A 26,459-nucleotide genomic window follows, 5' to 3' on the forward strand; every position below is an offset into this window, starting at 1 on the left:
CCTACTCCGCTCGCAACGCGATGATGGGGTCCACGCGAGTGGCCCGCCGCGCGGGCAGCCACGTCGCCAACAACGCCACGCCACCCAGCAGCGCGGCCACTCCCACGAAGGTCCACACGTCGTACGCCGCCACGCCGTACAGCAGCGTGCGAAGCAGGTGCGCGAGCCCCAGCGACAGCACCAACCCCAGCGCGACGCCCAGGCCCGCGAGCTTCATCCCCTGGCGCAGCACCAGCGCCAGCACCTCCGACTTCGCCGCGCCCAGCGCCATGCGGATGCCCATCTCCCGCGTGCGCTGCGCCACCGAGTAGCCGATGACGCCCGCGAGCCCCAGCGACGCCAGCAGCAGCGCCGTGCCCGCGAACAAGCCCATCAACAGCGCGGCCAGCCGGTGGTTGCCCATGGACTCGTCCACCAGCCGCGTCAGCGGGGCCACTCCGAACAGCGGCACGTCCGCGTCCAGCGCGCGCAGCTCCGACTCCACCGCCGAGCGAAGCTGCTCCGGGGAGCCCGCCTTCACGCGAAGCGCGAGCGCCAGGTTCGTCCCGCCCAGCTGCGCCAGCGAGTAATACGCCATGGGCACCATGGGCTTGTCCAAGGCCCACTCCCGCGCGTCCTCGACGATGCCCACCACCGTGGTCCACTCACCATCGGGACGGTTGAGCTTCAGCCGCTGCCCCAGCGCGTTGCCCTGGGGCCAGTACGCGTCCGCGAAGGTCTTGTTGATGACCACCGCGCCCGCCGCGCCCGCGCCATCCGACGCCTCGAGCCAGCGTCCCTGCCGCAGCTTGAAGCCCAGCGTGCGCAGGTAGTCCGCGCTGACGGTGCGGAACTGCACCGCGGGCCACACCTCGTCGGGCCCCTTCGTCCGGCCGTCGATGGCGAAGCCGAACGTCATCGAGTGCCCCAGCGGCAGCAAGTTGGTGAGCCCCGCGGACTCCACGCCGGGCAGCGACGTCAGCCGCTCCAGGAGCTCGCGATGGAAGGCGCCCTGTCGCTCCGGGGTGGCGTAGCTCGTGCCGGGCAGTGACAGCTGCGCGGTGAGCACACCCTCCGGCCGGAAGCCCGGGTCCACCGACACGAGCGCCAGCAGGCTCTTGCCGAAGAGGCCCGCGCCCACCAGCAACACCAGCGCGAAGGCCACCTGCCCCACCACCAGCCCGGAGCGCAGCCGGCCCGAGCGGCTCCCCGCGGTGCCTCGCGAGCCCTCGCGCATCGCCGCGTTCAGGTCCGCGCGGCTCGCCTGGAGCGCGGGCACCAGCCCGAAGAGCAGCCCCGAGAACAAGCTCAACCCACCCGTGAAGAGGAGCGAGCGCACATCCAGCCGCACCTCCGCCGCGCGAGGGAGGCTGTCCCCCACCAGCGCGAGCAGCAGGTCCGTGCCCCACAGCGCCAGGAGCAGGCCCAGCACGCCGCCCACGAGCGACAGCACCAGGCTCTCGGTGAGGAACTGCGCCATCAGCCGGCCGCGTCCAGCCCCCAGCGCCGCGCGAATCGACACCTCACGCTCCCGCGCCGCCGCACGCGCGAGGAGCAGGTTCGCCACGCTGCCGCACGCCACCATCAGCACGAAGCCCACCGCGCCCAGCAGCAGCCACAGCGTCCCGCGCACGTCGCCCACCACCTCGTCCTCCAGCGACTTGAGGCCGATGGTGCGCCGGCCCTGCGCGTACTTGGGATGACGCTCCGCCAGCGACTGCGACACGCGCGCCAGGTCCTGTGCCGCCGCCGCCATCGTCACGCCGGGCTTCAGCCGCGCCAGCACCTCCAGGAAGCGCGTCTCGCGCTTGTCCTCGGACGCCAGGTCCGCCGACGGCGCGAAGGGCCGGTAGAGGTCCGCGCCCGCCGGATGGGCGACACCGCTGGGCAGCACCCCCACCACCGTGTACGGCTCCCCGTCGAGTTGGAGCGTGCGCCCCAGCACCCCCGCGTCCCGCGAGAAGTGCGTCCGCCACGTCTGGTCCGTGAGCATCACGACCTTGTCGTTGCCCGGCGTCTCCTCCCCTTCCGTGAAGTTGCGGCCCAGCGCGGGCACCACGCCCAGCGTCGGCAGGAAGGACGCGGTGGCCTCCACCACGCGCAGGTGCCTCGGCGTGTCCAGCCCCGTGAGCGTGACGTCGTCGTCGGAGAAGGCCGCCACGGACGCGAAGACGCTCGGCAGCTCGCGGTACTCGCGGTACTCCACCACCGAGGACGTCAGGCCCTTGCGGCCCACGCGCCCGAAGTCGTTCGACACGTCCACCAGGCGCTCGGGCTCGGCGAACGGCGGAGGCCGGAGCAGCACGCCGTTCACCACGCTGAAGACCGCGCTGTTGGCGCCGATGCCCAGCGCCAGCGCCAGCACCGCCACCAGCGCGAACCCCGGGCTCTTGCGCAGCGACCGCAGCGCGTAGCGCGCATCCTGAAGCAAGGTCTCCATGCGCATGCGCTCCTAGTCCGCCTTCAGCGCGATGATGGGGTCCACGCGGGTGGCCCGACGCGCGGGCAGCCACGTCGCCAGCAGCGCCACGCCCACCAACACCAGGGGCACCGCGCCGAAGGTCCACGGGTCATACGTGCCCACGCCGAACAGCAGCGTGCTCAGCAGCCGGACCAGGCCCAGCGACAACATCAGGCCCACACCCAACCCCACGCCCACCAGCCCCAGGCCCTGCCGCAGCACCAGCATCAGCACGTCGCCGCGTCCGGCGCCCAGCGCCATGCGGATGCCCATCTCCCGCGTGCGCTGCGCCACCGAGTAGCCAATCACGCCCGAAATCCCCAGCGCCGCCAGGAGCAGCGCCGTGCCCGCGAACAGGCCCATCAGCACCGCCGACAGCCGACGCGAGCCGATGGACTGGTCCACCCGCTGCGTCATCGACGACACGTTGAACATGGGCAGGTTCGCATCCAGCCCGCGAAGCTCGGCCTCCAGCGCCGTACGCAAGGACTCCGGCTTGCCCTGCTTCACGCGCACCGCCAGCTTCACGTACGTGAGCGGCGTCTGCGCCGCGGCGTAGTACGCCGTCGGGCGCGCGGGAGCGTCCAGGCCCCACTCGCGCAGGTCCTCGACGATGCCCACCACCGTCGTCCACCGCGAGTCGGCGCGGTGCAGCTTCACCCGCTGGCCCAGCGCATTGCCCTTCGGCCAGTAGAGGTCCGCGAAGGCCTTGTTGATGACCACCGCGCCCTCCGTCTCCGGGCCGTCCGTCTCCTGGAGCATCCGCCCGTCGAGCAGCCGCACCCGCAGCGCGCTCAGGTAGTCCGTGGTCGCGAAGCGCGTCTCCACCGCGGGCCACATCTCGCCCGGCGCTCGCTCACGTCCCTCGATGTCGAAGCTGGTGTCGGAGCGGCCACCCAAGGGCAGCATGTTCGCCGCGCCCGCCGCCTCGACTCCGGGCAGCGCCCGCACGCGTCGGAGCAACTCCTGCTGGAAGGCCCGCTTCTCCTCCGGCTTCCCATAGTTCGAGGCCGGCAGCGTCACCTCTCCCGTGAGTACCCCCTCCGGCGTGAAGCCCGCGTCCACGTTGCCCAGCGCATGGAAGCTGCGCATGAAGAGGCCCGCGCCCACCAGCAGCACCAGCGCGAAGGCCACCTGCCCCACCACCAGCCCGGAGCGCAGCCGGCTCGACTTGCGGCCCTGCGTTCCCCGCGCGCCCTCACGCATCGTCGCGCTCAGGTCCGCGCGGCTCGACTGGAGCGCGGGCACCAGGCCGAACACCACGCCCGTCAGCACCGTCACGCCCAAGGTGAAGAGCACCGAGGTGACGTCCAGCCGCACCTCCGTCGCGCGAGGCAGCCCCTCTCCCACCATGGCCACCAGCACGTCCGTGCCCCACACCGCCAGCAGCAACCCCAAGGTTCCGCCGACGCCGGACAACACGAAGCTCTCGGTGAGGAACTGCGCCACCAGCCGGCCGCGCCCCGCGCCCAGCGCCGCGCGAATCGACACCTCACGCTCCCGCGCCGCCGCACGCGCGAGGAGCAGGTTCGCCACGCTGCCGCACGCCACCATCAGCACGAAGCCCACCGCGCCCAACAGCAGCCACAGCGTCCCGCGCACGTCGCCCACCACCTCGTCCTCCAGCGACCGCACGGAGATGGACCAGCCCAGGTCCTTGTAGTTGCCGGGGTAGAGCGTCTCCATCTCCCGGCCCACCCGCACCAGGTCCGCCTGGGCCACGGGCAGCGTCACACCCGGCTTCAGCCGCGCCACCATGGCCAGGTAGTGGTTGCCTCGGGTCGTCTCCGCGGTCTTGTCCGCGGAAGGCGCGAAGGGCACATACACCTCCGCGCCCGCGGGGTACTCCACGCCCGGCGGCAACACGCCCACCACCGTGTACGTGTTCCCATCCAGCTGGAGCTCGCGCCCCAGCACCTTCGGGTCCTCCGCGAAGCGCGCGCGCCAGGCCTTGTGCGTGAGCAGCAACACCCGCTCACGGCCCGGCGTCTCCTCCTCCTCGGTGAACGCGCGCCCCAGCACCGGCGACACGCCCAGCGTGGGGAACAGCGAGGCCGTGGAGAACACCGCGTGCAGCCGCTCCGGCGAGTCGCCGCCCGTGAGCGTGACGTTCTCCTCCGCGTAGACCCCCACCGAGCTGAAGACCTTGGGCATCGTGAGGTAGTCCCGGTACTCGGGCACCGACACCCAGATGTCCTTCAGGTCCGCCTTGGCGTAGTTGCCCCAGACGTGCACCAGCCGCTCCGGCTGGGAGAACGGCGGCGGCTTGAGCAGCACGCCATTCACCACGCTGAAGACCGCGCTGTTGGCGCCGATGCCCAGCGCCAGCGCGAGCACCGCGACCACGACGAAGCCGGGGCTCTTGCGCAGCGTACGCAGCGCGTATCGGACGTCCTGGAGAAAGGTTTCCATGGAGGAGGGGGTCTTGCGTGGGAGGGGGAGAGGCTCAGCGACGCTGCTCGTCCTGGACGATGCGCCCGTCGAACAGGCTCACCGTGCGCGTGGCGGTGCGCGCGTGCGCCGGGTCGTGCGTCACCATGCAGATGGTGGCACCGCCCTTGTGCAGGTCCGACAGGAGCTGCATCACCGCCTCGCCGTTCTTCGAGTCGAGGTTGCCGGTGGGCTCGTCCGCCAGCAGGATGAGCGGGTCGCCCGCCACCGCTCGCGCCACGGCGATGCGCTGCTGCTGACCACCGGAGAGCTGCCCCGGCATGTGCCGCGCCCGGTGCGCCATGCCCACGCGCTCCAGCGCGCGCTCCACCCGCTGCTTGCGCTCGGCGGCGGGCATGCCCCGGTACGTCAGGGGCAGCTCCACGTTCTCGAACACCGTCAGGTCGCCAATCAGGTTGAAGCTCTGGAAGATGAAGCCGATGTGCCGGTTGCGCACCAGCGCCCGGTCCGACGCGGACAAGTCCAGCACGCTCTTGCCGTCCAGCAGGTACGTGCCGCGCGTCGTCGTGTCGAGCAACCCCAGCACCGCCAAGAGCGTGGACTTGCCGGAGCCGGACGGGCCGACGATGGCCACCCACTCGTTCTGCCGGATGTTGAGGTGGATGTTGGAGAGCGCGTGGGTCTCCACCTCCTCCGTCTCGAACACCTTCGTCAGCCCCTCCAACTGGATGAGCGACTTGCCCGGGTCCACCTTGGGCGTCTCCGCCAACACCACCGCGTCCCCAGGAGCGGGAGTTTCCACACTGTTCGTCGTCGTCGTCATCGCAGCCTCACCCGCTCGACCGCGTCCCACGCGGCCATGTCCGAAAGCACCACCTGGTCACCCTCCGCCAGGCCCTGAAGAACCTCGACGGCATTCACCGAGCCCCGGCCCAGCTGCACCGGCACCCGCACCGCCTCCTCACCCCCGGGAATCAGCCGGAACAGCGCCATCGTCCCGTTGGGCTGAGCCCCCGCCGGGCGGCCCACCGACAGCACGTTGGCCAGCCGCTCCAACTCCACGGTGCCCTCCACCGTGAGGTCCGGCCGCGCGCCCTTGGGCAGCTCCGCCGGCAGCGACACCTCCACCCGCACCGTGCCCTGGCTGGCCGCGGGCGCCACGCGGGCGACCGTGCCCTCCACCACCCCGTTGCGCGTGTCCACGAGCGCCTTCTGTCCCGGCTGGATGTCGCGCGCCTGCGTCTCCGCGATGCGCAGCTCCGCCTTCAGCCGCTCGGGCTTGACCACCTTCGCCAGCAGCACGCCGGGCGTCACCCACTGGCCCAGCTCCAACGGAAGCTCCTGCAGCACGCCGTCCTCACCCGCGAGCACCTTCATCGACTCCACCTGCGTACGTCGGAACCGGGCCACCGCTTTCAATCGGTCGACCTGTCCCTGCTGCGCCGCCATCTGGTCGCGCATGCTGGTCGTCACGACATTCAGCTTCTTGCGCTCCAGCTCCAGCCGCCGCGTCAGCTCGCCCGCCCTGTCGCCCGCCTGCTTCGCCTCCATGTCCGCGATGAACGCCTTCTCCAAGAGCGTGGTGTTCGCCTGCGCGCGGCGCTCCGCGTCGGAGGAGTCCGTGGTGAGCGTGGCCACCGCGGCCTCCTGCGCCAGCCGCTGCGTCTCCAGCGTCATGCGCATCTGGATGAGGTCCGCCTCCGCGCTGGCCAGCTGCCGCTCCGCCTCCAGCATCTGGAGCTGCACGTCCGGGTTGGACAGCTCCATGAGCAACGTGTCGGCCTTCACCTGCGCGCCGGGGCGCACGTGGATGCGCTCCACCCGGCCCGCCGTGTCCGCCGTCAGCCAGCGGATGTACTCGGGCACCAACGTCCCCGCGCCCTTCACCTGGCGCACCATGGGGCCCCGCTTCACCGTGTCCAACCACACCGAGGCCCGGTCCACCGACGGCGCCGCCGGCTTCAGCCGGCCCAGTCCCACCGTGACGAGAATCAGTGCGAGTGCACCACCAATGGCGAGCAACCAGGGCTTGCGGCGCGGCTTCTTGGGCTTGGGAATGTCCACGACGGCCCCTAGAGCGAGCCGCGTGCCAACCGGTCAACGCAATGCAACCCCCAGGAATTGCTGGGGACTCCAGCACCCTCTCCCCAGGGCGTGCCCGGTTCCGCGAAGCGATGTCCCAGAAGCGAACAACACCATCGGTGGGTGGATCATCCTCGTTTCCAGTTAAAACAAGCCTGCCCGCCGGGATTGATTCATCGCTTGTCCCTCCAGGAAACGTCGGAAGTAGGCTGCGCCGCCCATGACTTCGTCCCTCCTCGAAGCCTTCCTGGACCACGCCCACCGTGCGCCGGGGCGGCCGCTGCTCACCTTCGAGCGTGAGCCGGTCTCCTACGGCGAGCTGGCCGAGCACGTCACGGCCTTCGCGAAGGGGCTGCGGCAGCGCGGCCTGCAGCCCGGAGAGCGCGTGGCGCTGTTCCTGGAGAACAGCCCGCGCTTCATCATCGCGTACCTCGGCGTGCAGGCCGCGGGGGGCGTGGTGGTGCTGGTGAACACGGCGTACCGCCAGGTGGAGCTGGCGCACATCCTGTCGGACGCGGAGGTGCACACCTGCGTCACGGGCACCGCGGGCATCGCGGAGCTCATCCCCCTGAGGGACCAGCTCCCCTCGCTCCAGTGGCTCGTCGCGGCGGAGCCTCCCGCGGCGGCGACTCCGGCGTCGCTGCCCGTCGTCTCCTTCGACACGCTGCTCGTCGAGGGCGCCTCCGCCCCCATCGCCCTGAGCCTGCCCCGCCCGGAGGACCTGGCGGTGCTGGGCTACACGTCCGGAACGACGGGCCGCTCCAAGGGCGCCATGCTGCAGCACAGGAACCTCCTGGCCAACGTGAAGGCCGTGACGGAGGCGTGGCGGTGGACGGCGGAGGACCGGCTGCTGTTGGCCCTGCCCCTGTTCCACACGCACGGGCTGATGGTGGGCCTGCACGGCACGCTCTACACGGGCGGAAGCCTGGAGCTGCACCGGCGCTTCGTCGCCACGGACGCGCTGGCCACGCTGCGCGACGACGCGTCGCTGACGATGTTCTTCGGCGTGCCCACCATGTACGGGCGGCTCCTGGAGGAGTCCCGGCGCACGGGCGTGAAGCCTCGCGCGCTGCGGCTGTGGGTGTCCGGCTCCGCGCCGCTGAGCCCCCAGCTCTTCCACGACATCGAGCACGACTTCGGCGCGCGCATCCTGGAGCGCTACGGGATGACGGAGACGGTGATGAACACCACCAACCCGTTCGAGGGCGAGCGCCGCCCGGGCACGGTGGGCTTCCCCTTCCCCCGCCAGGAGGCGCGCGTGGTGGACGTGCGCACGCGCAAGCCGCTGCCCCTGGGCGAGACGGGCGAAATCGAGGTGCGCGGCCCCCACGTCTTCGCCGGCTACTGGCGCCGCCCGGACGCCACCGCCGAGTCGTTCGACGCGGAGGGCTGGTTCCGCACCGGGGACTTGGGCGAGGTGGACGCGGACGGCTACCTGCGCATCACCGGCCGCGCGCGCGAGCTCATCATCAGCGGCGGCTTCAACGTGTACCCCCGCGAGGTGGAGGAGGTGCTGGCCACGCACCCCGGCGTCGCGGAGGTGGCCGTGCTGGGCCTGCCGGACGCGGACTACGGGGAGCAGGTGGTCGCCGTGGTGGTGCCCCCGCCGGGAGTCCACGCGCCGGAGGCCCAGGCCCTGGTGGAGTGGTGCCGGGACAGGCTGGCCAGCTTCAAGAAGCCGCGCCGCGTCGTCTTCATGGACTCACTGCCGCGCAACGCGCTGGGCAAGGTCCAGAAGCATCTGCTGCGAGCACGACTGCGGTGAAGCACTTCGTGACAGAGGGGGTGGCGGATGGGGGTCCGGGGGTCCAGCGCAGGATTCCGAACACACCGCGCTCAAATCCGTGTGCGGCGCCGAGCCGTGTCCTACCTTCCCGCCCTGGGGTGGAAAGGGCCTGGTCGCCCGAGGCCCGAACCCCTCGTGGTGACTCCTCGCGAAGGGAGGGTGGGCATCGATGAAGCGGCTGCTCATCGTCGATGACGAGCTGGCCATCGTCGAGGCCCTCCAGGACATCCTCTCCGTGGAGGGGTACGGCATCCTCACCGCCTTCAACGGCGCGGAGGGACTTCAGCGCATGGCCGAAGTCCGGCCCGACCTGGTGCTTCTCGACTTGATGATGCCGGTGATGGACGGGCGGGAGATGTTGCGCCGCATGCGCGACGACCCCGCCCTGCGCGCCATCCCCGTCGTCGTCATGAGCGCGGGGCGCATCTCGGAGGAGGAGCGCCGCTCCAGCGCGCGCTTCCTCGCCAAGCCCTTCGAGCTCGACCTGCTCCTGGACACCATCGCCGAGCTGCTGGGCGGCCCCCAGGACTGAGGTGGGGGCCCAGGGGCTCGTGTCTTCAGCCCGGCGTCGCGCGGAAGAGCGTGTCCCGGTAGTACTGGAGCTCGTTGATGCTGGAGCGCAGGTCCGCCAGCGCCGTGTGCCCGGAGGGCGGCTTGCGAGGCTCCACGAGGTTCGGGTACCAGGCGCGCGTGAGCACCTTGAGGCTCGTCACGTCCACCATGCGGTAGTGCAGGTAGCGGTCCAGCATGGGCATGTACTGGAACAGGAAGCGGCGGTCGGTGTGGATGGAGTTGCCCGCCAGCACGCCCTCGCCCACGTCGCAGTGCTCGGCCACCAGCGCCGTGACTTCCTTCTCCGCCACGCGCAAGGACGTGGTGGACGCGCGCACCTTCTCCAGCAGGCCGTTGCGCGTGTGCATCTCCTTCACCACCGGCTCCATCCGCAGGAGCATCTCCTCCGGCTGCCAGATGACCCGCTCGAACTCCGCCAGCGGGCGGAGGTCCGGACCAGTGATGATGACGCCAATCTCGATGATGGCGCACGACTCGGGGTCCAGGCCGGTCATCTCCAGGTCCAGCCAGACAAAACGGGGCTCACGCGAACGCATCCCCCGCCTATAGCAGCCCGCGCGTCCATGCGGGGCGTCAATGCGGGGGTCCGCCGTCCACCGCTCACTCGGCGCTCCACCGGCCGTCCGCGCTCCGGCGCACCGTGGGTCCTTCGGGGGCATCCAGGTGGCGCACCAGCCAGTCCGCCGCGCGGCGCGCCACCTCCTCCAGCGTGCCGGGCTCCTCGAAGAGGTGGCTCGCGCCGGGGATGACGACCAGGGACTTCGCGCCGGGCAGCTCGTCGAAGGCCTCCTGGTTCAGCTCCAGCACGTCCACGTCCGCGCCGCCCACCAGCAGCAGCGTGGGCACGTGGACCCGGGCCAGCGCGGGCCCGGCCAGGTCGGGCCTGCCGCCTCGGGACACCACCGCCTGGACGAGGTCCGGGTTCAGCGCCGCCGCCACCAGCGCCGCCGCGGCGCCCGTGCTGGAGCCGAAGTAGCCGCGAGGCAGCGCGGCCACCTCCGGCAACGATTGCGCCCACCGCGTCATCGCCACGAGCCGCAGCGCGAGGAAGGGGATGTCGAACCTCAGCGTCCCGGTGCTCGCGTCGAGCGTCTCCTCGTCCTCGCTGAGCAGGTCGAACAACAGCGTGCCCAGCCCCACGCGGCGCAGCGCGCGCGCCACGGCGCGGTTGCGAGGACTGAAGCGGCTGCTGCCACTGCCATGCGCGAAGACGACCAGGCCCCGCGGGCGCGGTGGAAGCCCCAGGCTGCCGCCCAGCTCCACGCGGCCCACCTGGACGCGCACCTCGCGGACCGCTCCCGAGTCAGGGGCGTCCTGCCTTGCGTCGGGTGGCGTCACATCCAGGTGCCTCCCGGGTCCGCGGACTCCGTCACGGCATGGGAGCGCCACGGCGGCTGCCCCGAGCGCTCGATGAGGTTCTGCAGCTCCACGTCCGGGAACGCGCGGAAGTCCTCATAGGCCTCCGACACGGAGCGCAGCCCGGGCTCCGTCCACACGCACACGACCTGGTCCGCCTCCGGGCGCACCACCTCCAGCCCTCGCGCCGAGGCCACGGGCGTGGCCAGCACCTTGCGGCCCGGGTGCAGCGCATCCAGCGCCCTGAGCGCGGCGGCGGCGGACGCGCCCGTCAGCACGCCGTCATCCACCAGCAGCACGGTGGAGCCGGACACCTCGGGAGGAGGACGTCCGCGCAGCCTGCGCACCTGCGCCTCCACCTCGTCCTGCTCGTCGCGAATCAGCCCCTCCAGCTTCGGCCGGGGCAAGGGGGCCAGCCGCATCGCGTCCGCGAGCAGGTACTGGCGGCCCCCTTCAGACACCGCGCCCAGCGTCATCACCCGGCCGGGGATGGTGAGCCGCCTGGACACCCAGACGTCCATGGGCACCTCCAGCGCGCGCGCCACCTCGTACGCCACCCGGAGCCCGCCTCGGGCCAGCCCCAACACACGCACGTCCGTCCCCCGGAAGGGGAGGAGCATGGCCGCCAGCCGCCGCCCCGCGTCGGCCCTGTCGCGAAACCGCATCGTCGACCTCCTCGTCCCTCCAAGGAAAAGCACGCCCCGCCTCGCTGGCGGCGAAGGGGTGGGCAGCGGCCCTCCTGGAAGCCCGCTTCCGGAGAGGAGGAGGAGAGCGCCCCCATGTCCGCTGGCCGCGCTAGGGTGAGGACATATGGACCCCATCCTCATCACCGGTACCGCCAGCCCTCACCTGGGACGGGAGCTCGCTCGAGCCCTGGGCGTGGCGCCCACTGACTGTCACTTCGAACGCTTCCCGGATGGAGAGATGCACCTGGAAGTCCCCACCAGCGTGCGCGGTCGCACCGTGGTGCTGGTGCAGTCCCTGACGCCCCCCGCGGGGGAGCACCTGCTGGAATTGCTGTTGATGGCGGATGCGTGCTGGCGGGCGGGCGCGGCCCGGCTCGAGGCCGTGGTGCCGTACCTGGGCTACGCGCGGCAGGACCGGCGCGCGAAGCCCGGTGAGCCGCTGGGCGGCCGGCTGGTGGCGGACATGCTGACGCAGGGCCGCTTCTCGCGGGTGATGGTGGTGGACCTGCACAGCCCCGCGCTGGAGGGCTGCTTCGGCGCGCCGCTGGAGCACCTCACCGCGCTGCCGCTGCTGGCGGACGCGCTGCGGCCCACGGTGACGGACACGTCCGTGGTGGTGGCGCCGGACCTGGGCGCGGTGAAGCGCGCGGAGGCGCTGGCCCGGCTGCTCGGCCGCCCGTGGGCGGTGATTCACAAGGTGCGGCTGAGCGGCGACGAGGTCCACGCCAGCGGCCTCATGGGCGAGGTGCGAGGCAAGCGCCCCATCCTCGTGGACGACATGGTGTCGACGGGCGGCACGCTCGTGGCCGCGGCGGGGACGCTGCGCGAGGCGGGCTGCGCGGACGACCTGACGGTGGTCACCACCCACGCGCTGCTGGTGGGCCCCGCGCTGGAGCGGCTGAAGGCGCTGCCCCTGGGCAACCTGGTCGCCACCGACAGCGTGGAGCCCGCCTCGGGGCTGCCCTTCCCCCACCACGTCGTGACGCTGGCGCCGCTGGTGGCGCGCGCGCTGAGGCCCTGAGGGCCTTCACGCGGGTGGAGCGGACCCATGCCCGGTGTGCCCCCCTCGGAGCCGGCCGAGGGGCGGCCGGGCCGGGGCTTCAAACGGGGCCCGCATGCTGGACGGACTCGGCTAGGCTGCCGCCATCATGTCCGACACGTTGCTGACGAAGCGGGAAGCGGGGGTCCTCACCCTCACCTTCAACCGGCCCGAGAAGAAGAACGCCTTCACGCATGCCATGTACGAGGCGGCCACGCACGCGCTCCAGCAGGCGGCCACCGACGCCGAGGTCCGTGTGGTGCTGCTCACGGGCGCTGGCTCCGTCTTCACGGCGGGCAATGACATCGGCGACTTCATGGAGCACCCGCCCGCGGGCGAGGACAGCGCGGTGTTCCGCTTCCTCAAGGCGCTGGTGGATGCGCCCATGCCCGTGGTGGCCGCGGTGGACGGCCCCGCGGTGGGCATCGGCACGACGATGCTGCTGCACTGTGACTACGTCGTCGCCAGCGAGCGCGCGCGCTTCCACATGCCCTTCGTGCAGCTGGGGCTGTGCGCCGAGGGCGCCAGCAGCCTGCTCTTGCCGCGCATGGCCGGCTACGCGCTCGCCAGCGAGCTGCTCCTCTTCGGGGAGCCCTTCGACGCGGCCACCGCGCACCGCGCCGGCATCGTCAACAAGGTGGTGCCCGACGCCAGCCTCCAGGACGTGGCCAACGAGCGCGCCCGCACCCTGGCCTCCCGTCCCGCCGAGGCCGTGCGCGTGACGAAGGAGCTGATGCGCGCCCCGCTGCGCGCGGAGACGCACTCCACGCTCGCGCGCGAGGGCGCGAAGTTCATCGAGCGCCTGGGCTCCACGGAGGCGCAGGAAGCCTTCATGGCCTTCATGTCGCGCGGCCGGAAGTAGTCCCCACCCCGTGTGCTTCCACCGGGAGCCCCTGCCCCAAGGGCCCCCGGCGTTGCTCCCGCCCTAGTTCGCCCGCGCCTGGTGCGGGGGCGGCTGGGTGAGGAAGGACTCGATGCTGGCCCCCTGCGCCGCCTTCAAGGCGACGCACTGGTCCACCGACTCCAGCACCTGCGCCAGCGTGCGCGGGCCCCCCGGGGTCTTCTCGTTGCGCGAGGTGAAGAAGTCCGCGATCTCCTGACGCCCCTCGACGGTGCAGAGCGGCTGGCCCACGTAGGTCATGGCGCTGGCCATCTCCTGGGGGAGCAGCGCGTCGGGCGAGTCACCCACGAGCTTGTCGTAGTTCGCCTTCACGAAGTCGAAGGCAATGCCCTGCGTGCGCACGTTCTGCGTGGCGCCGTACACCATCCAGAAGGACTCGCGCGGGTCCAGCGCCTTGTCGAAGACGAGCGGGAGGATGCGCTTCACCAGCTCCGGGTCCCGGAAGTTGCCCAGCGCCTGGAGGAGCCGCTGGCGCGTGGCGCGCGTCTTCTCCGTGCGCACCGCCGCGATGAGCTTGTCCAGGAAGGCCGCGTCCGCGTGGCCCGCGGCGATGGCCAGCACCGTGTTCACCATCTCCGGCTCCACCGCGCTCTTGTCCGTCAGCCACTTGTCCGCGAGCGCGCGCGCCTGGGCGACCAGCTTCGGGTCCCCGCCGTCGCGAGCCGCCCGCCACATCACGCTCGAGCGCAAGAGCCGCGTGTCCTCGCTCTCGCCCTTGCGCGAGGCGAAGCCCAGCTTCCGGGCGCGCGGGCCATACGTCTCGCGCAGGAAGCGCTCGCGCTCCGGCCACTTCGACTCCGGCAGGAGCCGCGCGCTCACCAGGTCCAGCATCTCCGTGGAGGTCTCGACGATGAGGCGGTCCTCGTCCTGCGCCATGCGGGCCGCCAGCGTCAGCGCCTCCGAGGCGGGAATCGCCCCGGCCAGGGCCAGCGCCCGGGTGTCGCCCATCAGCGCCACGCGCTCCGAGCGCGACAGCTTGCCCATGCCCGTCTTCATCAGCTTCGTGGCGGCCTCGCCCTCCAGCCGCATGCGGAAGTAGCCCGCGCCGTCCGCGTTGGGGAACACCCAGGCCGGGCACGACTTCGCCTCCGTCAGCGCGACCTCGGTGCGCTCACCCTCCAGCACCGTGCAGGCCTTCGCGTCCTTGTTGCCCACCGCGTACTTCACGCACACGGGCACCCGCCAGGACTGGGGCGCCTCCGCCTTCGAGCCCAGCCGCAGGTAGTGCTGCTGGGTGAGGACCACCTTGGGCTGCCCCGCGCCACACTCCAGCGACGCGGTGACGAGCGGCGCGCCCGTCTGGTCCAGGAACTTCTCCAGCACGCCCGTCACGTCCTGGCCGGCCTCCGCCGACAGCGCGTCCGTGAAGTCCTTCGCGGTGGCGTTGCCGTGCGCGTGCTTGCGCATGAAGCGCTGGATGCCCCGGCGGAACACCTCGCGGCCCAGCCACTCCTCCGTCATCGTGAGGACCGCGGAGCCCTTGCCGTACGTAATCCCGTCGAACGCGCCGTGGATGTCGTGCGCGGAGGCGATGGGCTGGTGGATGCGGCGCGCGGACAGGAGGCTGTCGGCGTCCAGGGAGCGGCTGCGGTCCTGCACCCGCTCCACCGCGGAGCCCCACGTGGGCCGCCACGACTCGATGATGCGCGGGGTGACCCACGACGCGAAGGACTCGTTGAGCCACAGGTCATCCCACCACGCCAGCGTGACGAGGTTGCCGAACCACTGGTGCCCCAATTCGTGCATCTGCGTCTCGGAGAAGGCGCGCTGACGGCTGAGCGAGTCCTCCTCGGGCTTGGAGAGAATCAGCCGCGAGTTGAACGTCACCAGGCCCGGGTGCTCCATGGCGCCGCCGAGCAGCGGCACCGCGATGACGTCCAACTTCTCGTAGGCGTAGGGGATGCCGAAGTAGTCCTCCAGCGCGGCGAGGATCTCGGGCGTCGCCTGCGCGGCATACGCCCCCTCGGCGGCGCGGCCCTTCGGGGTGATGATGCGCGTCTTCACCTTCTTCTGGCCGGAGTCCGCGGCGGGCAGGAAGTCGAACGGGCCGACGCCGAAGGCGATGAGGTAGCTGGGCAACGGCTGCGTGCGCGCGAAGCGGAAGGTGCGGCCTCCGTCCGGACGGGCCTCCTCCGCGAGCTGCGGCGTGTTGGTCACCGCCACGTTGCCCGCGGGCACGTGGAAGGTGAACTGCCAGGGCACCTTGTATTCGGGCTCGTCGAAGCACGGGAAGACGCGGCGCGCGTCGATGGGCTCGAACTGCGTGTAGACGTACCAGTCGCCACCCTCGTTGACGCGGAAGGCGCCGTCGTTCTCCCGCTCGGAGGCGACGCCGTCGTACACCACGCGCAGCTTCGCGGTGCCCACCGCCAGCGGCTGGGCCGCCGCGAAGCCGAGGAAGTCACCCTCTTCGCTCTTCAGCGGCGTCACGGGGATGGAGACCCCCGCCTGCGTCAGCGTGGCCTGCTTCACGGTGAGCGCCTTGCCGTGCAGCCACACGACAGATGTTGGCTTCAGGACATCCAGCTTGATGTCGGCCGTCCCCTGGAAGGCGGCGGCCTTCGGGTCCAGCGTGAGCTCCACGGCGTAGTCACTGGGGCGCACGTCCTTGGGGAGCCGCAGCGTGGGAGGCGTGGGCGCGGGTGCCGCCGCGGACGTCGCGGGAGCGGGAGCCACCGCGGCGGACTCGGAGACGGGAGGGTTCTGCCGAGCACCACACGCGGTGAGCAAGGCAACGGTGGCCAACGCCACCGGTCGGAGCAGATTGGGCATGGCGCGCAGTGTGGCCCAAGGCAAGGCAACCAGGGTAGCGGTGAGCACGAGAGGGTCCTTGCCGGGAGCCCCGCTTCGATGTGGAGTGCCGCCGTGTCCTCTTCCGCTCCCAATTCCGACCAGGTCGTCCCACGAACGGACTCACCGAAGCAGCTCCCCATCGAGCACCTTCGCCACATCGTCGGCACGCCGCCGGGGGCGGTGGTCGCGTTCGTGACGCGCTTCGTCTTCGCGTTCATCTCCTGGTTGTCCCCCGCGTCACGGGACGCGCTCGCACGCTTCGTGGGCAACCTGGCGTACACGCTGGGCATCCGGCGCCGCGTGGTGATGGACAACCTGGAAAAAGGACTTCCGGAAAAGACAGACGCGGAGCGCCGGGAGATTGCACGCGGCGCCTACATCAACATGTCCCGCGTGGTGATGGAGTCGCTGCCCTCCGGGGAGCGGCTGCCGCCGGACTGGGCGGACCAGGGCGTGGTGGGCGAGGAGGCGTGGGAGGCCGTGAAGGCCCGCGTGGCCACGGGCAAGGGCGCGTTGATTGTGACGGCGCACTTCGGCAACTGGGAGTTGCTGGGGGACATGCTGATTCGGTGGGGCGTCCACATCGACGCGCTGGTGCGCCCGCTGAAGGGCGCGCTCAACACGCGCATCGCGGAGAACCGGGTGCGGGTGGGCGCGGGGCTCATCTATCCGCGCGGCGCCATCATGGAGATCTCCTCCGCCGTGGAGCGCGGCGAGTCCCCCTTCATGCTGCTGGACCAGGCGCTGCCCGCGAAGGCGGCGGTGTTCGTGCCCTTCTTCGGGAGGCTCGCGTCCACCACCCCCGCGTGCGCGGTGGCGGCGCAGCGCACGGGCGCGCCCGTGTTCGTGGTGATGGGGGTGCGCAACGGGAAGCCCGGTGCCCGCTTCCGGCTGGAGGTGGAGGGCCCCATCCCTCCGCCCGCGCCGGGGGAGTGCGAGGACCCCATCACCGAGCACACCGCGCGCATCACCGCCGCGCTGGAGCGCTGCATCCGCAAGTACCCGGACCAGTGGATGTGGCTGCACCGCCGCTGGAAGGTGCAGCCGGAGAGCACGTCGCGCGTCGCGGCCGCGCTGCCCTCGGGGGCGGACGCGAAGCGCTGAGCGGCGCTACTCCACCACCTCGCGGCGCAGGTGCGCGCCCAGGCGCGTGACGAGCTCGTAGTGAATCGTCTGCGCCCAGCCCGCGAGCGCGTCGGCGGAGACGGACTCCTCGCCGTCGCGCCCCAGCAGCGTGGCCGTCACGGGGTGCTCGTCCGCCGTGGCCCGCGTCACGTCGATGATGAGGTGATTCATCATCACCCGGCCCAGCACGGGGCACCGCCGCCCGTTCACCAGGACGTGGGCCTTGCCCGAGGCCAGCCGGGGGTAGCCGTCGTAGTAGCCCACGGGCAGCACCGCGATGCGCGTGGGCTCCGACGTGCGGTACGTGCAGCCATAGCCGACGTAGCTGTTGGCGGGCAGCCACTTCACCACCTGGCTGCGGCACCGCCACGACAGCACGGGCTTGAGCACGGGCACCTCCCCCAGCACCAGCCGCGCCGACAGCCGCGTCTCCGCGGACGGCCACAGCCCGTAGAGTGAAATGCCCACCCGGAGCGCCTCGTAGCGGGCCCGAGGGAGCACCAGCGACGCGGCGCTCGCGGCGATGTGCCGCTGCAGCCCCGTCGCCGCCGCGCCGAGCAACTCCGCGAGCACCCCCAGCCCCGTCTCGAACGCGTCCACCTGCGCCAGCGCGTAGCCCTGCTCCGTCACGTCCTCCGTGTTGGCGAAGTGGCTGAGCCCGCCCACCACCTCCAGCACGTCGCGCGCGTCCGAGAGGAAGCGCGTGTCGTGGGGGAGCTGCGCCAGGGTGAAGCCCTCGCGGCCCAGGCCCGTGTCGATGTGGACGTGGACCCGCAGGGGGCGCGGGAGCTTCGCCGCGCGCAGCACGGGCACCGCGTCCTCCCAGCCTCGGTCCGCCACCACGGCGTCCACGCCCTCGCGCGCGAGGACCACGGCCTCCTGGGGCCCGACGGCGCCCAGCACCACCACCTGCTTGGGCGGCAGGCCGAGCGCCCGCTCGTGCTCGCGCACCTTCAGCGCGTCCTGGGGGGCGATGAAGTAGAGGATGTCCACGCCCTCGTGGACCAGCGGCAGCACCTGCGCGAGCCCGTGTCCGTAGGCGTTGCCCTTGAGCACCACGCCCAGCGCGCGCGACGGGCCGCCACGCCCCTCCACCGCCCGGAACACCGCCACGTTGTGCCGCAGGGCGGAGGCGCTGAGCTCCAGCCACGAGGAATGGGCCGCGTCTCCAGGCCCGCCAGCGATCGACTCCACATTCACCTCCACCACGTCGCTGGCGGTGCTTACCAGCAATGGACGGGCCAGGGTGTGGCGTGGCTCTCCAGCCACGGGTGCCCGCATCCGGGCCAGGCGGGCGGGGGACGCACCCGGTCCACTCCTTGTCATACCCTGTGTCCCCGAGTCCTCCTCCCCGAGAGAAGCAAGGCAAACAAGCGTCTCCTCCGGAAATGGTTGAAGCTGGATTACGCGATGGGGGTGCTATCGTCCCACGGCGTGTCCTCCCCGGACGTTTCCCTGGCTCAAGCCTTCATCGTGGCGCGTGGCACCTCCTGCGCGCCGGAGTTGTTGCCCCCGCTTCAGGAGCAGCTGACGCGCGCCTTGGAGATGGCGCGCGCGGCCTGGCCCGGCGTGGAGCTGGCGGGCACCCGCTTCGTCGGGCACCTGGCGCGGCTGCTCCCGTCCCAGGCGCCTTCCGAGGACGTGGAAAAACTTCATGTGCCGGATGTGTATCTGGCGCGCGCCGCGGCGGACCAGCTCCCGTCCGCGCTGACGGCCTTCGAGGCGAGCTTCCTCCCCGAGGTGAACGCCGCGGTGGCGAGGCTGAAGCTGCCGCCCACGGGGCTCGACGAGGTCCGCCAGCTCTTGCGCCAGCGGATGTTGGTGGGGAGCCAGGATGCGCCCGCGCGGCTGGCGGCGTACCCGGGCACGGGGCCCTTGAGCGGGTGGGTGCGCGCGGCGGCGTTGTGGCTCGCGCTCGACTGGCAGCGGCAGCGGGGTGGGCAGCCGCAGGCGGATGACGGGGACTTGTCGTTGCTGGTGGCGCCCGGGGATGACCCGGAGCTCATCTATCTGAAGAACACGTACCGGGCGGAGTTCGCCGCGTCGTTCTCGGAAGCGCTGGGGACGTTGGAGCCTCGGCAGCGCAACTTCCTGCGGCTGAAGTTCCTGGATGCGCTGAGCATCGACCAGCTGGGGGCGCTCTACGGGGTGCACCGCTCCACGGCGGCGCGGTGGGTGGTGGCGGCGCAGGAGTCGCTGCTCCAGGAGACGCGCCGGCTGCTCACGGAGCGGCTGCGGCTGACGGGCTCGCAGCTCGACAGCGTGTTGCGGCTCATCTCCAGCCAACTCGACGTGAACTTGAGCCGGCTGTTGCGTTCAAAGGCCGACTGAGCCCGAGGCGGGAGGTTGGCCGCCTCCTGGCTGCCTCGCGGGAGGATTCCCCGCGGTGGCGAAGCGCACTAAAGGAAGGGTGGAATGCGAACGCTCTTCATCGGCGATGTCCACGGGTGCGCGGCGGAGCTGGACGCGTTGTTGGAGGCGTGTGACTGGAGGCCGGTCGACCGCGTGGTGCTGGTGGGGGACCTGGTGGCGAAGGGACCGGACTCGGCGGGCGTGGTGCGCCGGGCGCGGGAGCAGGGGATGTTGGCGGTGAGGGGCAACCACGATGCGCACGTGCTGCGCTGGCATCATGGACAGGCGCCCGAGGGGAAGAAGCTGAGCAAGGAGCACCGGCAGGTGCTGGAGACGCTGACGCCGGAGGACTGGGCGTACCTGGAGGCGCAGCCGTTGTTCCGCCGCTTCCCGGAGCTGAACGTGCTGGCGGTGCACGGGGGCGTGGTGCCGGGGATTCCCTTGGCGGCCCAGCGGCCGGAGGAGCTGCTCAACCTGCGCAGCATCGCGCCGGATGGGACGCCGTCGAAGCGCGTGGATGGCGGGGTGCCGTGGGCGAGCTGCTGGGAGGGGCCGGAGTTCATCGTCTTCGGGCACGACGCCGTGCGAGGGGTGCAACGGCATCCACATGCGATGGGATTGGATTCAGGGTGTGTGTATGGCGGGGACCTCACCGCGCTCGTGATGCCGGAGCGGAGGTTGGTGTCAGTGAGGGCGAAGCGCTGTTATGTGAATGTGAATGCCCCGACGTGAGGGGTGACTGAGCGCGGAGCCGCGGGGGGTACTGGGAACTGGTACCCGGGCGACGCGCTGAATGAGCAGGACGAGGAAGTCGCGAACGTCTGGGAGTTTCCCGAGGGCGACCTGTCCATCCTGGTCGCCATCCACTTCGCGGAGAGGCCCCCAATGATGTGCGGCTCAGGCCGCGGCACTCACTCCCGTCGCTGGGGAAATCGCTCACAGGCGAACACACTCTCGCCCCGCCCGGTCTCGAATCGCGCCCGGAGTGCATGCTCCCACCGCGCCTCCAGGGGGAGTCCGCGCAGCCACTCCTGTGTCCACCCCTTCAGGACATCCGTGCCCATGCAGATGCGGGACACCCCAGAGAGGGCGGCTTTGAGACGCCCCCAATGATTGCGAGCCGCGACCGCATCTGGAATGTGCACCTCCTCCTCCTCCAACGCCTCGGTGGGGAGGACAGCGACGCGATGGATGGTGTTGACGTCAAGGCCCGTCAGCTTCCGGAACGCGCTGGCTGCGGCCGCCCCTATCTCAGGCCCACCGGATTCCATGGCGCGAAGCACCTCCTCCATGAGTCCGGGATGGCCGAAGGTACCCGCCAGGAGGAACCGCTCAGAGCCCAGCTCCCGCCGCCCCAAGGCCTCCTTGAAGAGAGAGAGGTCCGCCTCGGCCCCCAGCACTGCCAGCAGCTTCAAGCCCGGAACATGGTCTGGAGACTCCGGGGCCTTCGCCAGCATCCTCAAACCGGAGAGCAGCCACGACTGCCGGGTCCATGCAGCGGCCCACCAGGCGGAAGCCCGGACCTCGGAGGAGGAGTCCGCGAGTGCTATCGGAAAGCGCTGGGCAAGCTTCCTCCGGAAGAGCGCCTGCCCCGAGGCTTCGAGCCACTGAAGAGACACCAGCGAGACGATTCCCCACGCCGCGCTGCGGATGCCGGGCTGGGCAGCATCGAGCAGCTCCAGGAGACGGACTCCCGCATCGGGCTGCGCATGTCCATGGAAGGCCAGCACCTCCAGGGCCGCGGCGGCGTGACGCTCCGACCCACTCGCCACGAGTCCCTTCAGCGCATCCACATACCTCTCGGGGGGCGCATAGCGGAGGGCGAGCCGGAACCCCTCCCAGGCAGAGCCGTCCAGCCCAACCGACAGCTCCAGAGTCTGGAGCGGCACTGCCGTGTCCTCCTGCAGGAGGAGAGCATGCGCGGCGCCAAACGCGGCGTACGCGTCCTCGGCCTCCACCAGACGCGAGCGAAGGAGCGCCCGGGCTTCTTCCGCGGCCAGGACCAGCGCGTCGACATGGGCGGCGATGCGCTCATCCAACTGAACGAGCGCGTGGAAGTCGTACTCCATGGAGCGCAAGGCCGCATCACGCTGTCGCCAAAGCCATTCCAACTCGTCGACATGCACCTCCAGCAGGTCGACCATCCACTCTCCACCGCGAGCGAGCATGGACCGACTCTCAGGGCTGGGTTTGCGGCGGGGATTGGACCACCTCGAAGCGCCCCAGGTCCAACGCGAGCTGACCGTCCATCGTCTCCAGCCCCCGCTCGCCTCGCGAGGTGAAGTAGGTCAACACGGCCCGGTAGGTGCCAGGGGCGCTCAGCAGCTTCTTGCGGACCACGAAGCGAAGTTCCGCGCCCGGAGTCAGGGTGACGCGCCGACCCTCGGGAGGCTTCTTTCCTTCAGGTGGATGCACGTTCTCCAACCCCAGCTCCATCCACAGGACGTCCCCTTCCCGAAGCTGCTCGGACGGCTTGTCCTTCGACACGAGCAACCGGAGGTTGGCGCGGCCCGGAGCGTGGGGGATGAAGGGGTTCTCCATCTCGATGGCCTGGCTTCCCACGTTGCGCAGCGTGACGGCGAAGGAGACAGATTTCTCCAGTGGGAAGCGCGGCGAGGTCGGCGCGCCTTCTCCCCTCAGCACCCGGAGCGGCTTCGTGAGCATGTGCTCGGAGGCCTCGCGCATCTCGTTCAGCAAGGGCTCCAGGGCATCTGGAACGGAGTGGAGCGGGAACGTCCGCATGTCGATATCCTCTCCATCGGGGCTCTCCCCCACCGATACCGTTTTCGTGTCGGGCGGCAGCTCCGTCGCCACCGGCAGGGCGTTGAAGTCAAGGTCGCCATGCAGTTGCTTCAGCCGCGCGTAGGCCCCGGGGAGCAGCTCGGCCTCGTAGTAGCCAATCTCCTGCCGGCCCAGGAAGTTGTTCGACAGGTCCACGGAGCCCTTGCCCGCCGGAGGAAAGGCTGCACCCAGGGAGCCATTCGGCAAGTCCAGGAACAGCACCAGGTAACCCTTGCTCATCACTCCTCCATCGCGCTGGGAATGACTGCCAGCGTCAGGTTTCCGTTGGGACGACATGGGTCGCGCCTCCCTTCGCAGGCCAGTCGGCGCGGCTCCCAGGAGTCCCAGCGACAATGACAACCAGCCCAGACAGTGGACTCCCCACCAGGCGCCTGCCCCGCGCGGTCGTCTAGAGCCGCAGCAAGCGGGTAGGACCGATGAGTCCCTTGACCTTCGCGTCGAACCAGTCATGGAACGCCTTCAGGTGATGGGGGAGGACGCGAGCCCCACTCGCCATGATGCTGGTGGGGATGTTGGCGTACTTCCGGGCCGGGTCGCAGGCCCCTTCCGGATACTCGTCATACATGCCAATGAGGTGGCCAAACTCGTGGGCGCGCACTTCCTTCGGAACGCCCGCGAGATGCTCCCACCAGTCATGGGAGAACCACCACTTGCCGGGCGTTCCCCACTGAGACGGGTCATTGGCTCCCGCGTAGAGCTTCACCTGCTTGCCGTGCCCCTGGCCCCATTGGCACTTGATGCGGATGAGGAATGAACAGCAGCCATTCTTGCTGGAGCAGGTGCAGTGGTTGCCCCGCTTGCACTTGCTGCGATGCAACCGGTAGCGGCTGTCCCAGACCCGCTCTATCTCCCTCTTCCAGGCCCGTCGCCGCCGAGCGGTGCTGAGCGCCCCAGGCTGGAGGGCGAAGTCCACCTTCCGCGTCACCACCAGCGCTCCCGTCTTCAGCTCGATATCGTAGCAGGCCTCCCAGGCATAATAGGTCGTGGTGTCCTTGACCCACTTCTTCGCGCCCATGATGACCTTCTTGACGTACTTCGGCGTCTTGATGGTCGTCGGCCCCACCAACTGCTTCGCGACGGGTTCGGGGGCCTTCAACAACAGGCCCTTGCTGGAGGTCCGCTGGCCCTTGAACAGCTCCTGCCGGGCAGTGACCTTCACCTCTTTCTGATAGGGCCCTCGGCGTGTCACCCAGCGCGGGTTGTCCTTGTTACCGGCGAGCTTCGCCTCGAGGGAGCCGACGACGGACTTGGGGTTGCCCTCGCGGTGGATGCGCACCACGAGCATCTGCGCGTGCGGACAGTTCTTCGTCCGGACATTGAGGGTGGCTTCATCTCCGCAGCACGCGTCCGAGCGGGCCCACGCCAACTTCACCACCTCCGGGTCCTCCGGGTCCTTGACCTGGTTGGAGCTGGCGCCGCTGGCGAGCGTGTTCGCTTGCACTTCCGACGCGGGCGGCGTGTTGGTGGGAGAGCCACCGTTCTGCAACATGATGTCCGACAATCGGAAGACATTCTGCCCTTCGACCTTCACGTCGAAGGAGTACATCTTCGGGTAGGCCTTGCCCTTGATCTTGTTCGAGGCCACGCCCATGGCGCTACCAGCCTCGTCCCCCGTGCTCATCGCGAAGTGCGAGGACTTGAGCATGAAGGGATTGCCATCTGCGGTGACGGTCCGGCTGCCGCCGGCGGTGTCCGCCGAACGCGCCACGTTGGGGTAGGGAATCGGAACGGGGCCAGCGGGCGAGGGCGTCTTGCAGACATCCGGGAACGACATGGAGACGCCCCCGCTGTCCTTGTGGACAACTGTCAGGTGGTTCACGACCACAGTCGAAGGCATCAACGCCCTCCTGCCTGGGAAAGGGAGAGCGCGGCCCGTTCACCACGCTCCGAAGTAGACGCAATCAGGATGCGCGGACACCGTGCGTAGTCGCGCTGAAAGGCATGCAGTGCCAGCCCCACGGCCACGGACGCCGAAGCGGCCCCCACGTCACCAAGGCTGTCCGCGGGATGCCATAGGCGCCAGCCCCGGGGCAGGCCTCCCAGGCAGCGCGTTTCGATGAGGGCCCATTCGAGGAAGCGCCAGCGCTCTCCGTTCAAGTCATTGATGACATGACCAAAGCAGTCCGCGCCTCCTACGGCCGCCAGCACTGAGTGCAGGGCCCGAGTCAGTGCCTGGCCCCGCACCGGGGACTCCGGTGTCCAGGGAGGCTCCTGCTCCAACGCGACCGCGTCGATATGGGCCCACTGCGGCGCTCCGCGGCGGCGAGCATCGAACTTGCGCTCCAGGACCAGAAAGGCAGCAGCCTCGCCTGGGATGATGCCAGAGCTGACGCCAGGGACCTTGAGACGCTCCGCCTCCAGGTGCGCTTGCAAGAAGGTGCTGTCCAGCAGTGAGTCCACTCCGCCGACGAGACAGACGTCCGCCGTGCCTTCCTCGAGGGCGGAGCTGGCCCAGGCAATGCCAGCCAGTCCGGACACATGCTCCAGGGAGACCAGCTGCACGCGGAGAGACTGCGGTGCCTGGGGGAAGAGGTCCTCCGCGAGGTGGAGGGTGAGCTCTTGAAGGTCCTCCGGAGACACACCGGGACGGTCCGGGTAGGGAGTCCCCAGGTAGACGTGAACCCGAACGCGCCTGCCAGAACGCCTTCCCTCCCCCAGTTCAAACAGCTTGGCGCTGAGGAGGGCCTCCGCCAGGGGCATCTCCACGAGGTCCAGCAGCTTCTCCACCCAGGAGCGGTCCCCCAGGTCCGGGCAGGAGAAGGACGCGGTGAGGCCTTCCGAGTCCGCTCCGTCCACACCGAAGTGAGGCCAGGGGGTGAAGCGATTCAGTCCTGCGCGTAGGGACGCACAGGACTGGGCGGCGTGACGCCCGATGGGGGTGCGCATTCCCAGCCCCGTGACGCAGATGGGCTCACGCGACATGGGTGCCTCTCGCGAGCTGGACCTTGACCCAATGCAGGGAGGGCACCCGGCCATGGACGCCCCATCGTGCGCGCCAGACAAGCGTCAGCAGTTTGCGCTCACAGTCGATGTGCACGGTGTCGCAGAGGCACGGCGGCGTCTCCCGCGCGGCGCCCAGCTTGATGATGACCTCCAGCCGCGAGGACGGGAGCGGAAACGCCAGCGCGCCCTCGGGCGTGGCGCCAACGACCTTCACCGGCTCGCCACCCTGGACATACCCGGACAGTCGTTGGTCCGCAGGGGCCACGAGGTGGTGGCGCTCGTCGAAGTCCTCCGGAAGCAGTGGGAGCCGCTCCCGCCGCCATGCGTCGTCATACGTCCCGGCATGCCGGGCGCGCGGCGTCCAATGTGGCGGCAGCGGGCCGAAGCTGCAAGGCGGGGGGCGCTCACGCGTCGAGCGGACCAGCTCCCTGGGGGCCTCCAGGTTGGGGAGAGGCAGCCCATGCACCCCACGGCGGGAACGTACGGAACGAAAGCCCCGTCCCACGGGGTTCGCCTCACATCGCTCCGGATGGTCAGGATGGCTGTCGTCGGTGCCGCCGAAAGCCCGCTCCCACGTCAATTCCATGCGCTCGAAAGGGCGGGGGGCCGAGATGGAAGGAATCCCAGCCAGGCTTTCCCAGACACGCTCACCAAAGACCTGGACGCCCTTGGTCATGGCACCCACCCGAAGGCCCACCAGTCCCTCTGTCCTGGAGCGGCGGCCCGCATAAGCGAATCCCTCGAGGAGAACATCCGTCGCGGGCTTGAACGGCGCCAGGTCGGAAACGCTCAGCAGGCTCGACCGTGCGGGCTCTCCCCTGTACTCATCCGCCAGGGTGAGTGGCGCCTGCGATTCCGCGACGACGGCCCGGCCATTCTGGAGGGCGAAGGTGGCTTTGACGACCACCAGCAACGATTCGCGCCCCGAGCCATCCAGGAAGACGAAGCGTCCCGCCGTGAAAGGCGTCAGATTGTAGAGGTCCATCAGACGAGCCCAACGAGAAGGTCGGTCAACGTGAACCCTACCAGGCGGTACGACGTCCCCCGTGTACCCACATGTGCCCCTCCACTGTGAGGGATTGTCCCAGAATAGCACGAAAAACCGCGCCATACGCCTGGACGTCGAGCTTGCACTCGGAATGCCGCCGACGCTGAAGCACCAAGCCCGAAGCCAGAGAGTTGCGAATCCC

At 70.4% G+C, this 26,459-nt stretch carries 21 protein-coding genes; 7 read left to right on the top strand and 14 right to left on the bottom strand.

Translation table 11 applies throughout. The annotated features are described in order from the left end of the window. Position 1: 1 nt before the first annotated feature. Genes MYSTI_RS38415 through MYSTI_RS38430 form a run of 4 tightly spaced genes read right to left on the bottom strand, consistent with a single transcriptional unit; the run spans position 2 to position 6,895 of the window. A complete protein-coding gene (locus MYSTI_RS38415; RefSeq protein WP_015353265.1) occupies positions 2 to 2,419 on the bottom strand; it encodes an ABC transporter permease in 2,418 nt (805 codons plus the stop codon). A gap of 12 nt (positions 2,420 to 2,431) precedes the next feature. Beyond that, positions 2,432 to 4,852 carry an ABC transporter permease gene (locus MYSTI_RS38420; protein WP_015353266.1) on the bottom strand — a complete coding sequence of 807 codons (2,421 nt, stop codon included), beginning with the start codon at positions 4,850 to 4,852 and terminating at the stop codon, positions 2,432 to 2,434. A gap of 34 nt (positions 4,853 to 4,886) precedes the next feature. Further along, a complete protein-coding gene (locus MYSTI_RS38425; protein ID WP_015353267.1) occupies positions 4,887 to 5,654 on the bottom strand; it encodes an ABC transporter ATP-binding protein in 768 nt (255 codons plus the stop codon). After that, the gene (locus MYSTI_RS38430; RefSeq protein ID WP_015353268.1) at positions 5,651 to 6,895 is read right to left on the bottom strand and encodes an efflux RND transporter periplasmic adaptor subunit; all 1,245 of its coding nucleotides are present in this window, start codon (positions 6,893 to 6,895) and stop codon (positions 5,651 to 5,653) included. The genes MYSTI_RS38425 and MYSTI_RS38430 overlap by 4 nt, the downstream gene beginning before the upstream one ends. Positions 6,896 to 7,133: 238 nt before the next feature. Here MYSTI_RS38430 and MYSTI_RS38435 point away from each other — a divergent pair, with 238 nt between their 5' ends. Next, complete coding sequence (locus MYSTI_RS38435; protein ID WP_015353269.1) at positions 7,134 to 8,678, top strand: class I adenylate-forming enzyme family protein; 1,545 nt, start codon at positions 7,134 to 7,136, stop codon at positions 8,676 to 8,678. Between the two features lie 190 nt (positions 8,679 to 8,868). Beyond that, a complete protein-coding gene (locus MYSTI_RS38440; RefSeq protein WP_015353270.1) occupies positions 8,869 to 9,231 on the top strand; it encodes a response regulator in 363 nt (120 codons plus the stop codon). A 25-nt stretch (positions 9,232 to 9,256) separates the two neighbouring features. Here the strand turns inward: MYSTI_RS38440 and orn are convergent, their stop codons facing one another. From orn to MYSTI_RS45135, 3 genes are all read right to left on the bottom strand, one after another. Next, positions 9,257 to 9,808, bottom strand: coding sequence for an oligoribonuclease (orn, locus tag MYSTI_RS38445; protein ID WP_015353271.1), 552 nt, complete (start codon positions 9,806 to 9,808; stop codon positions 9,257 to 9,259). Positions 9,809 to 9,872: 64 nt separating this feature from the next. Continuing rightward, positions 9,873 to 10,610 (bottom strand): dienelactone hydrolase family protein, encoded by a 738-nt coding sequence (locus MYSTI_RS45130; protein WP_015353272.1) that lies wholly within the window; start codon positions 10,608 to 10,610, stop codon positions 9,873 to 9,875. Next, the gene (locus MYSTI_RS45135; protein WP_015353273.1) at positions 10,607 to 11,293 is read right to left on the bottom strand and encodes a phosphoribosyltransferase; all 687 of its coding nucleotides are present in this window, start codon (positions 11,291 to 11,293) and stop codon (positions 10,607 to 10,609) included. The genes MYSTI_RS45130 and MYSTI_RS45135 overlap by 4 nt, the downstream gene beginning before the upstream one ends. A 145-nt stretch (positions 11,294 to 11,438) precedes the next feature. Here MYSTI_RS45135 and MYSTI_RS38460 point away from each other — a divergent pair, with 145 nt between their 5' ends. Both MYSTI_RS38460 and MYSTI_RS38465 read left to right on the top strand, forming a co-directional pair. After that, positions 11,439 to 12,335: a ribose-phosphate diphosphokinase gene (locus MYSTI_RS38460; RefSeq protein ID WP_015353274.1), complete on the top strand. Its 897-nt coding sequence runs from the start codon at positions 11,439 to 11,441 to the stop codon at positions 12,333 to 12,335. A 127-nt stretch (positions 12,336 to 12,462) separates the two neighbouring features. Then, positions 12,463 to 13,215 carry an enoyl-CoA hydratase gene (locus tag MYSTI_RS38465; RefSeq protein ID WP_015353275.1) on the top strand — a complete coding sequence of 251 codons (753 nt, stop codon included), beginning with the start codon at positions 12,463 to 12,465 and terminating at the stop codon, positions 13,213 to 13,215. Positions 13,216 to 13,278: 63 nt separating this feature from the next. Here MYSTI_RS38465 and MYSTI_RS38470 read toward each other — a convergent pair whose 3' ends face one another. After that, the gene (locus tag MYSTI_RS38470) at positions 13,279 to 16,026 is read right to left on the bottom strand and encodes a M1 family metallopeptidase (protein WP_015353276.1); all 2,748 of its coding nucleotides are present in this window, start codon (positions 16,024 to 16,026) and stop codon (positions 13,279 to 13,281) included. A gap of 93 nt (positions 16,027 to 16,119) precedes the next feature. Between MYSTI_RS38470 and MYSTI_RS38475 the strand changes: the two genes are divergently transcribed. Further along, complete coding sequence (locus MYSTI_RS38475; RefSeq protein WP_233278096.1) at positions 16,120 to 17,151, top strand: lysophospholipid acyltransferase family protein; 1,032 nt, start codon at positions 16,120 to 16,122, stop codon at positions 17,149 to 17,151. Between the two features lie 6 nt (positions 17,152 to 17,157). On the opposite strand, the gene alr is transcribed toward MYSTI_RS38475, so the two are convergent. Continuing rightward, on the bottom strand, positions 17,158 to 18,381 hold the full coding sequence (gene alr, locus MYSTI_RS38480) for an alanine racemase (protein WP_233278401.1): 1,224 nt from the start codon (positions 18,379 to 18,381) through the stop codon (positions 17,158 to 17,160). 183 nt (positions 18,382 to 18,564) lie between these two features. Between alr and MYSTI_RS38485 the strand changes: the two genes are divergently transcribed. Both MYSTI_RS38485 and MYSTI_RS38490 read left to right on the top strand, forming a co-directional pair. Further along, the gene (locus MYSTI_RS38485; protein ID WP_233278097.1) at positions 18,565 to 19,503 is read left to right on the top strand and encodes a transcriptional regulator; all 939 of its coding nucleotides are present in this window, start codon (positions 18,565 to 18,567) and stop codon (positions 19,501 to 19,503) included. Between the two features lie 84 nt (positions 19,504 to 19,587). Further along, positions 19,588 to 20,256, top strand: a complete 669-nt coding sequence (locus MYSTI_RS38490; RefSeq protein ID WP_015353280.1) for a metallophosphoesterase — start codon at positions 19,588 to 19,590, stop codon at positions 20,254 to 20,256. 179 nt (positions 20,257 to 20,435) lie between these two features. Here MYSTI_RS38490 and MYSTI_RS38495 read toward each other — a convergent pair whose 3' ends face one another. From MYSTI_RS38495 to MYSTI_RS38515, 5 genes are all read right to left on the bottom strand, one after another. Next, positions 20,436 to 21,692: a hypothetical protein gene (locus MYSTI_RS38495; RefSeq protein ID WP_233278098.1), complete on the bottom strand. Its 1,257-nt coding sequence runs from the start codon at positions 21,690 to 21,692 to the stop codon at positions 20,436 to 20,438. Between the two features lie 10 nt (positions 21,693 to 21,702). Then, positions 21,703 to 22,545 (bottom strand): hypothetical protein, encoded by an 843-nt coding sequence (locus MYSTI_RS38500; protein WP_015353282.1) that lies wholly within the window; start codon positions 22,543 to 22,545, stop codon positions 21,703 to 21,705. A 169-nt stretch (positions 22,546 to 22,714) separates the two neighbouring features. Then, complete coding sequence (locus tag MYSTI_RS38505) at positions 22,715 to 24,163, bottom strand: DUF4150 domain-containing protein (protein WP_015353283.1); 1,449 nt, start codon at positions 24,161 to 24,163, stop codon at positions 22,715 to 22,717. Then, positions 24,163 to 25,248, bottom strand: coding sequence for a beta-ketoacyl synthase N-terminal-like domain-containing protein (locus tag MYSTI_RS38510; protein ID WP_015353284.1), 1,086 nt, complete (start codon positions 25,246 to 25,248; stop codon positions 24,163 to 24,165). Before MYSTI_RS38510 ends, MYSTI_RS38505 begins: the two co-directional genes overlap by 1 nt. Next, a complete protein-coding gene (locus MYSTI_RS38515; RefSeq protein ID WP_015353285.1) occupies positions 25,238 to 26,254 on the bottom strand; it encodes a DUF2169 family type VI secretion system accessory protein in 1,017 nt (338 codons plus the stop codon). Before MYSTI_RS38515 ends, MYSTI_RS38510 begins: the two co-directional genes overlap by 11 nt. Positions 26,255 to 26,459: the final 205 nt, after the last annotated feature.

The sequence above is a fragment of the Myxococcus stipitatus DSM 14675 genome (assembly GCF_000331735.1).
GTDB classification, from domain to species: Bacteria; Myxococcota; Myxococcia; order Myxococcales; family Myxococcaceae; genus Myxococcus; species Myxococcus stipitatus.

Bases quoted from the DNA above. Each gene is read 5' to 3' on its own strand.
- MYSTI_RS38415 (WP_015353265.1), bottom strand. From the start codon at position 2,419: ATGGAGACCTTGCTTCAGGATGCGCGCTACGCGCTGCGGTCGCTGCGC.
- MYSTI_RS38420 (WP_015353266.1), bottom strand. From the start codon at position 4,852: ATGGAAACCTTTCTCCAGGACGTCCGATACGCGCTGCGTACGCTGCGC.
- MYSTI_RS38425 (WP_015353267.1), bottom strand. From the start codon at position 5,654: ATGACGACGACGACGAACAGTGTGGAAACTCCCGCTCCTGGGGACGCG.
- MYSTI_RS38435 (WP_015353269.1), top strand. From the start codon at position 7,134: ATGACTTCGTCCCTCCTCGAAGCCTTCCTGGACCACGCCCACCGTGCG.
- MYSTI_RS38440 (WP_015353270.1), top strand. From the start codon at position 8,869: ATGAAGCGGCTGCTCATCGTCGATGACGAGCTGGCCATCGTCGAGGCC.
- orn (WP_015353271.1), bottom strand. From the start codon at position 9,808: ATGCGTTCGCGTGAGCCCCGTTTTGTCTGGCTGGACCTGGAGATGACC.
- MYSTI_RS45135 (WP_015353273.1), bottom strand. From the start codon at position 11,293: ATGCGGTTTCGCGACAGGGCCGACGCGGGGCGGCGGCTGGCGGCCATG.
- MYSTI_RS38460 (WP_015353274.1), top strand. From the start codon at position 11,439: ATGGACCCCATCCTCATCACCGGTACCGCCAGCCCTCACCTGGGACGG.
- MYSTI_RS38465 (WP_015353275.1), top strand. From the start codon at position 12,463: ATGTCCGACACGTTGCTGACGAAGCGGGAAGCGGGGGTCCTCACCCTC.
- MYSTI_RS38470 (WP_015353276.1), bottom strand. From the start codon at position 16,026: ATGCCCAATCTGCTCCGACCGGTGGCGTTGGCCACCGTTGCCTTGCTC.
- MYSTI_RS38490 (WP_015353280.1), top strand. From the start codon at position 19,588: ATGCGAACGCTCTTCATCGGCGATGTCCACGGGTGCGCGGCGGAGCTG.
- MYSTI_RS38495 (WP_233278098.1), bottom strand. From the start codon at position 21,692: ATGCTCGCTCGCGGTGGAGAGTGGATGGTCGACCTGCTGGAGGTGCAT.
- MYSTI_RS38500 (WP_015353282.1), bottom strand. From the start codon at position 22,545: ATGAGCAAGGGTTACCTGGTGCTGTTCCTGGACTTGCCGAATGGCTCC.
- MYSTI_RS38505 (WP_015353283.1), bottom strand. From the start codon at position 24,163: ATGCCTTCGACTGTGGTCGTGAACCACCTGACAGTTGTCCACAAGGAC.
- MYSTI_RS38510 (WP_015353284.1), bottom strand. From the start codon at position 25,248: ATGTCGCGTGAGCCCATCTGCGTCACGGGGCTGGGAATGCGCACCCCC.
- MYSTI_RS38515 (WP_015353285.1), bottom strand. From the start codon at position 26,254: ATGGACCTCTACAATCTGACGCCTTTCACGGCGGGACGCTTCGTCTTC.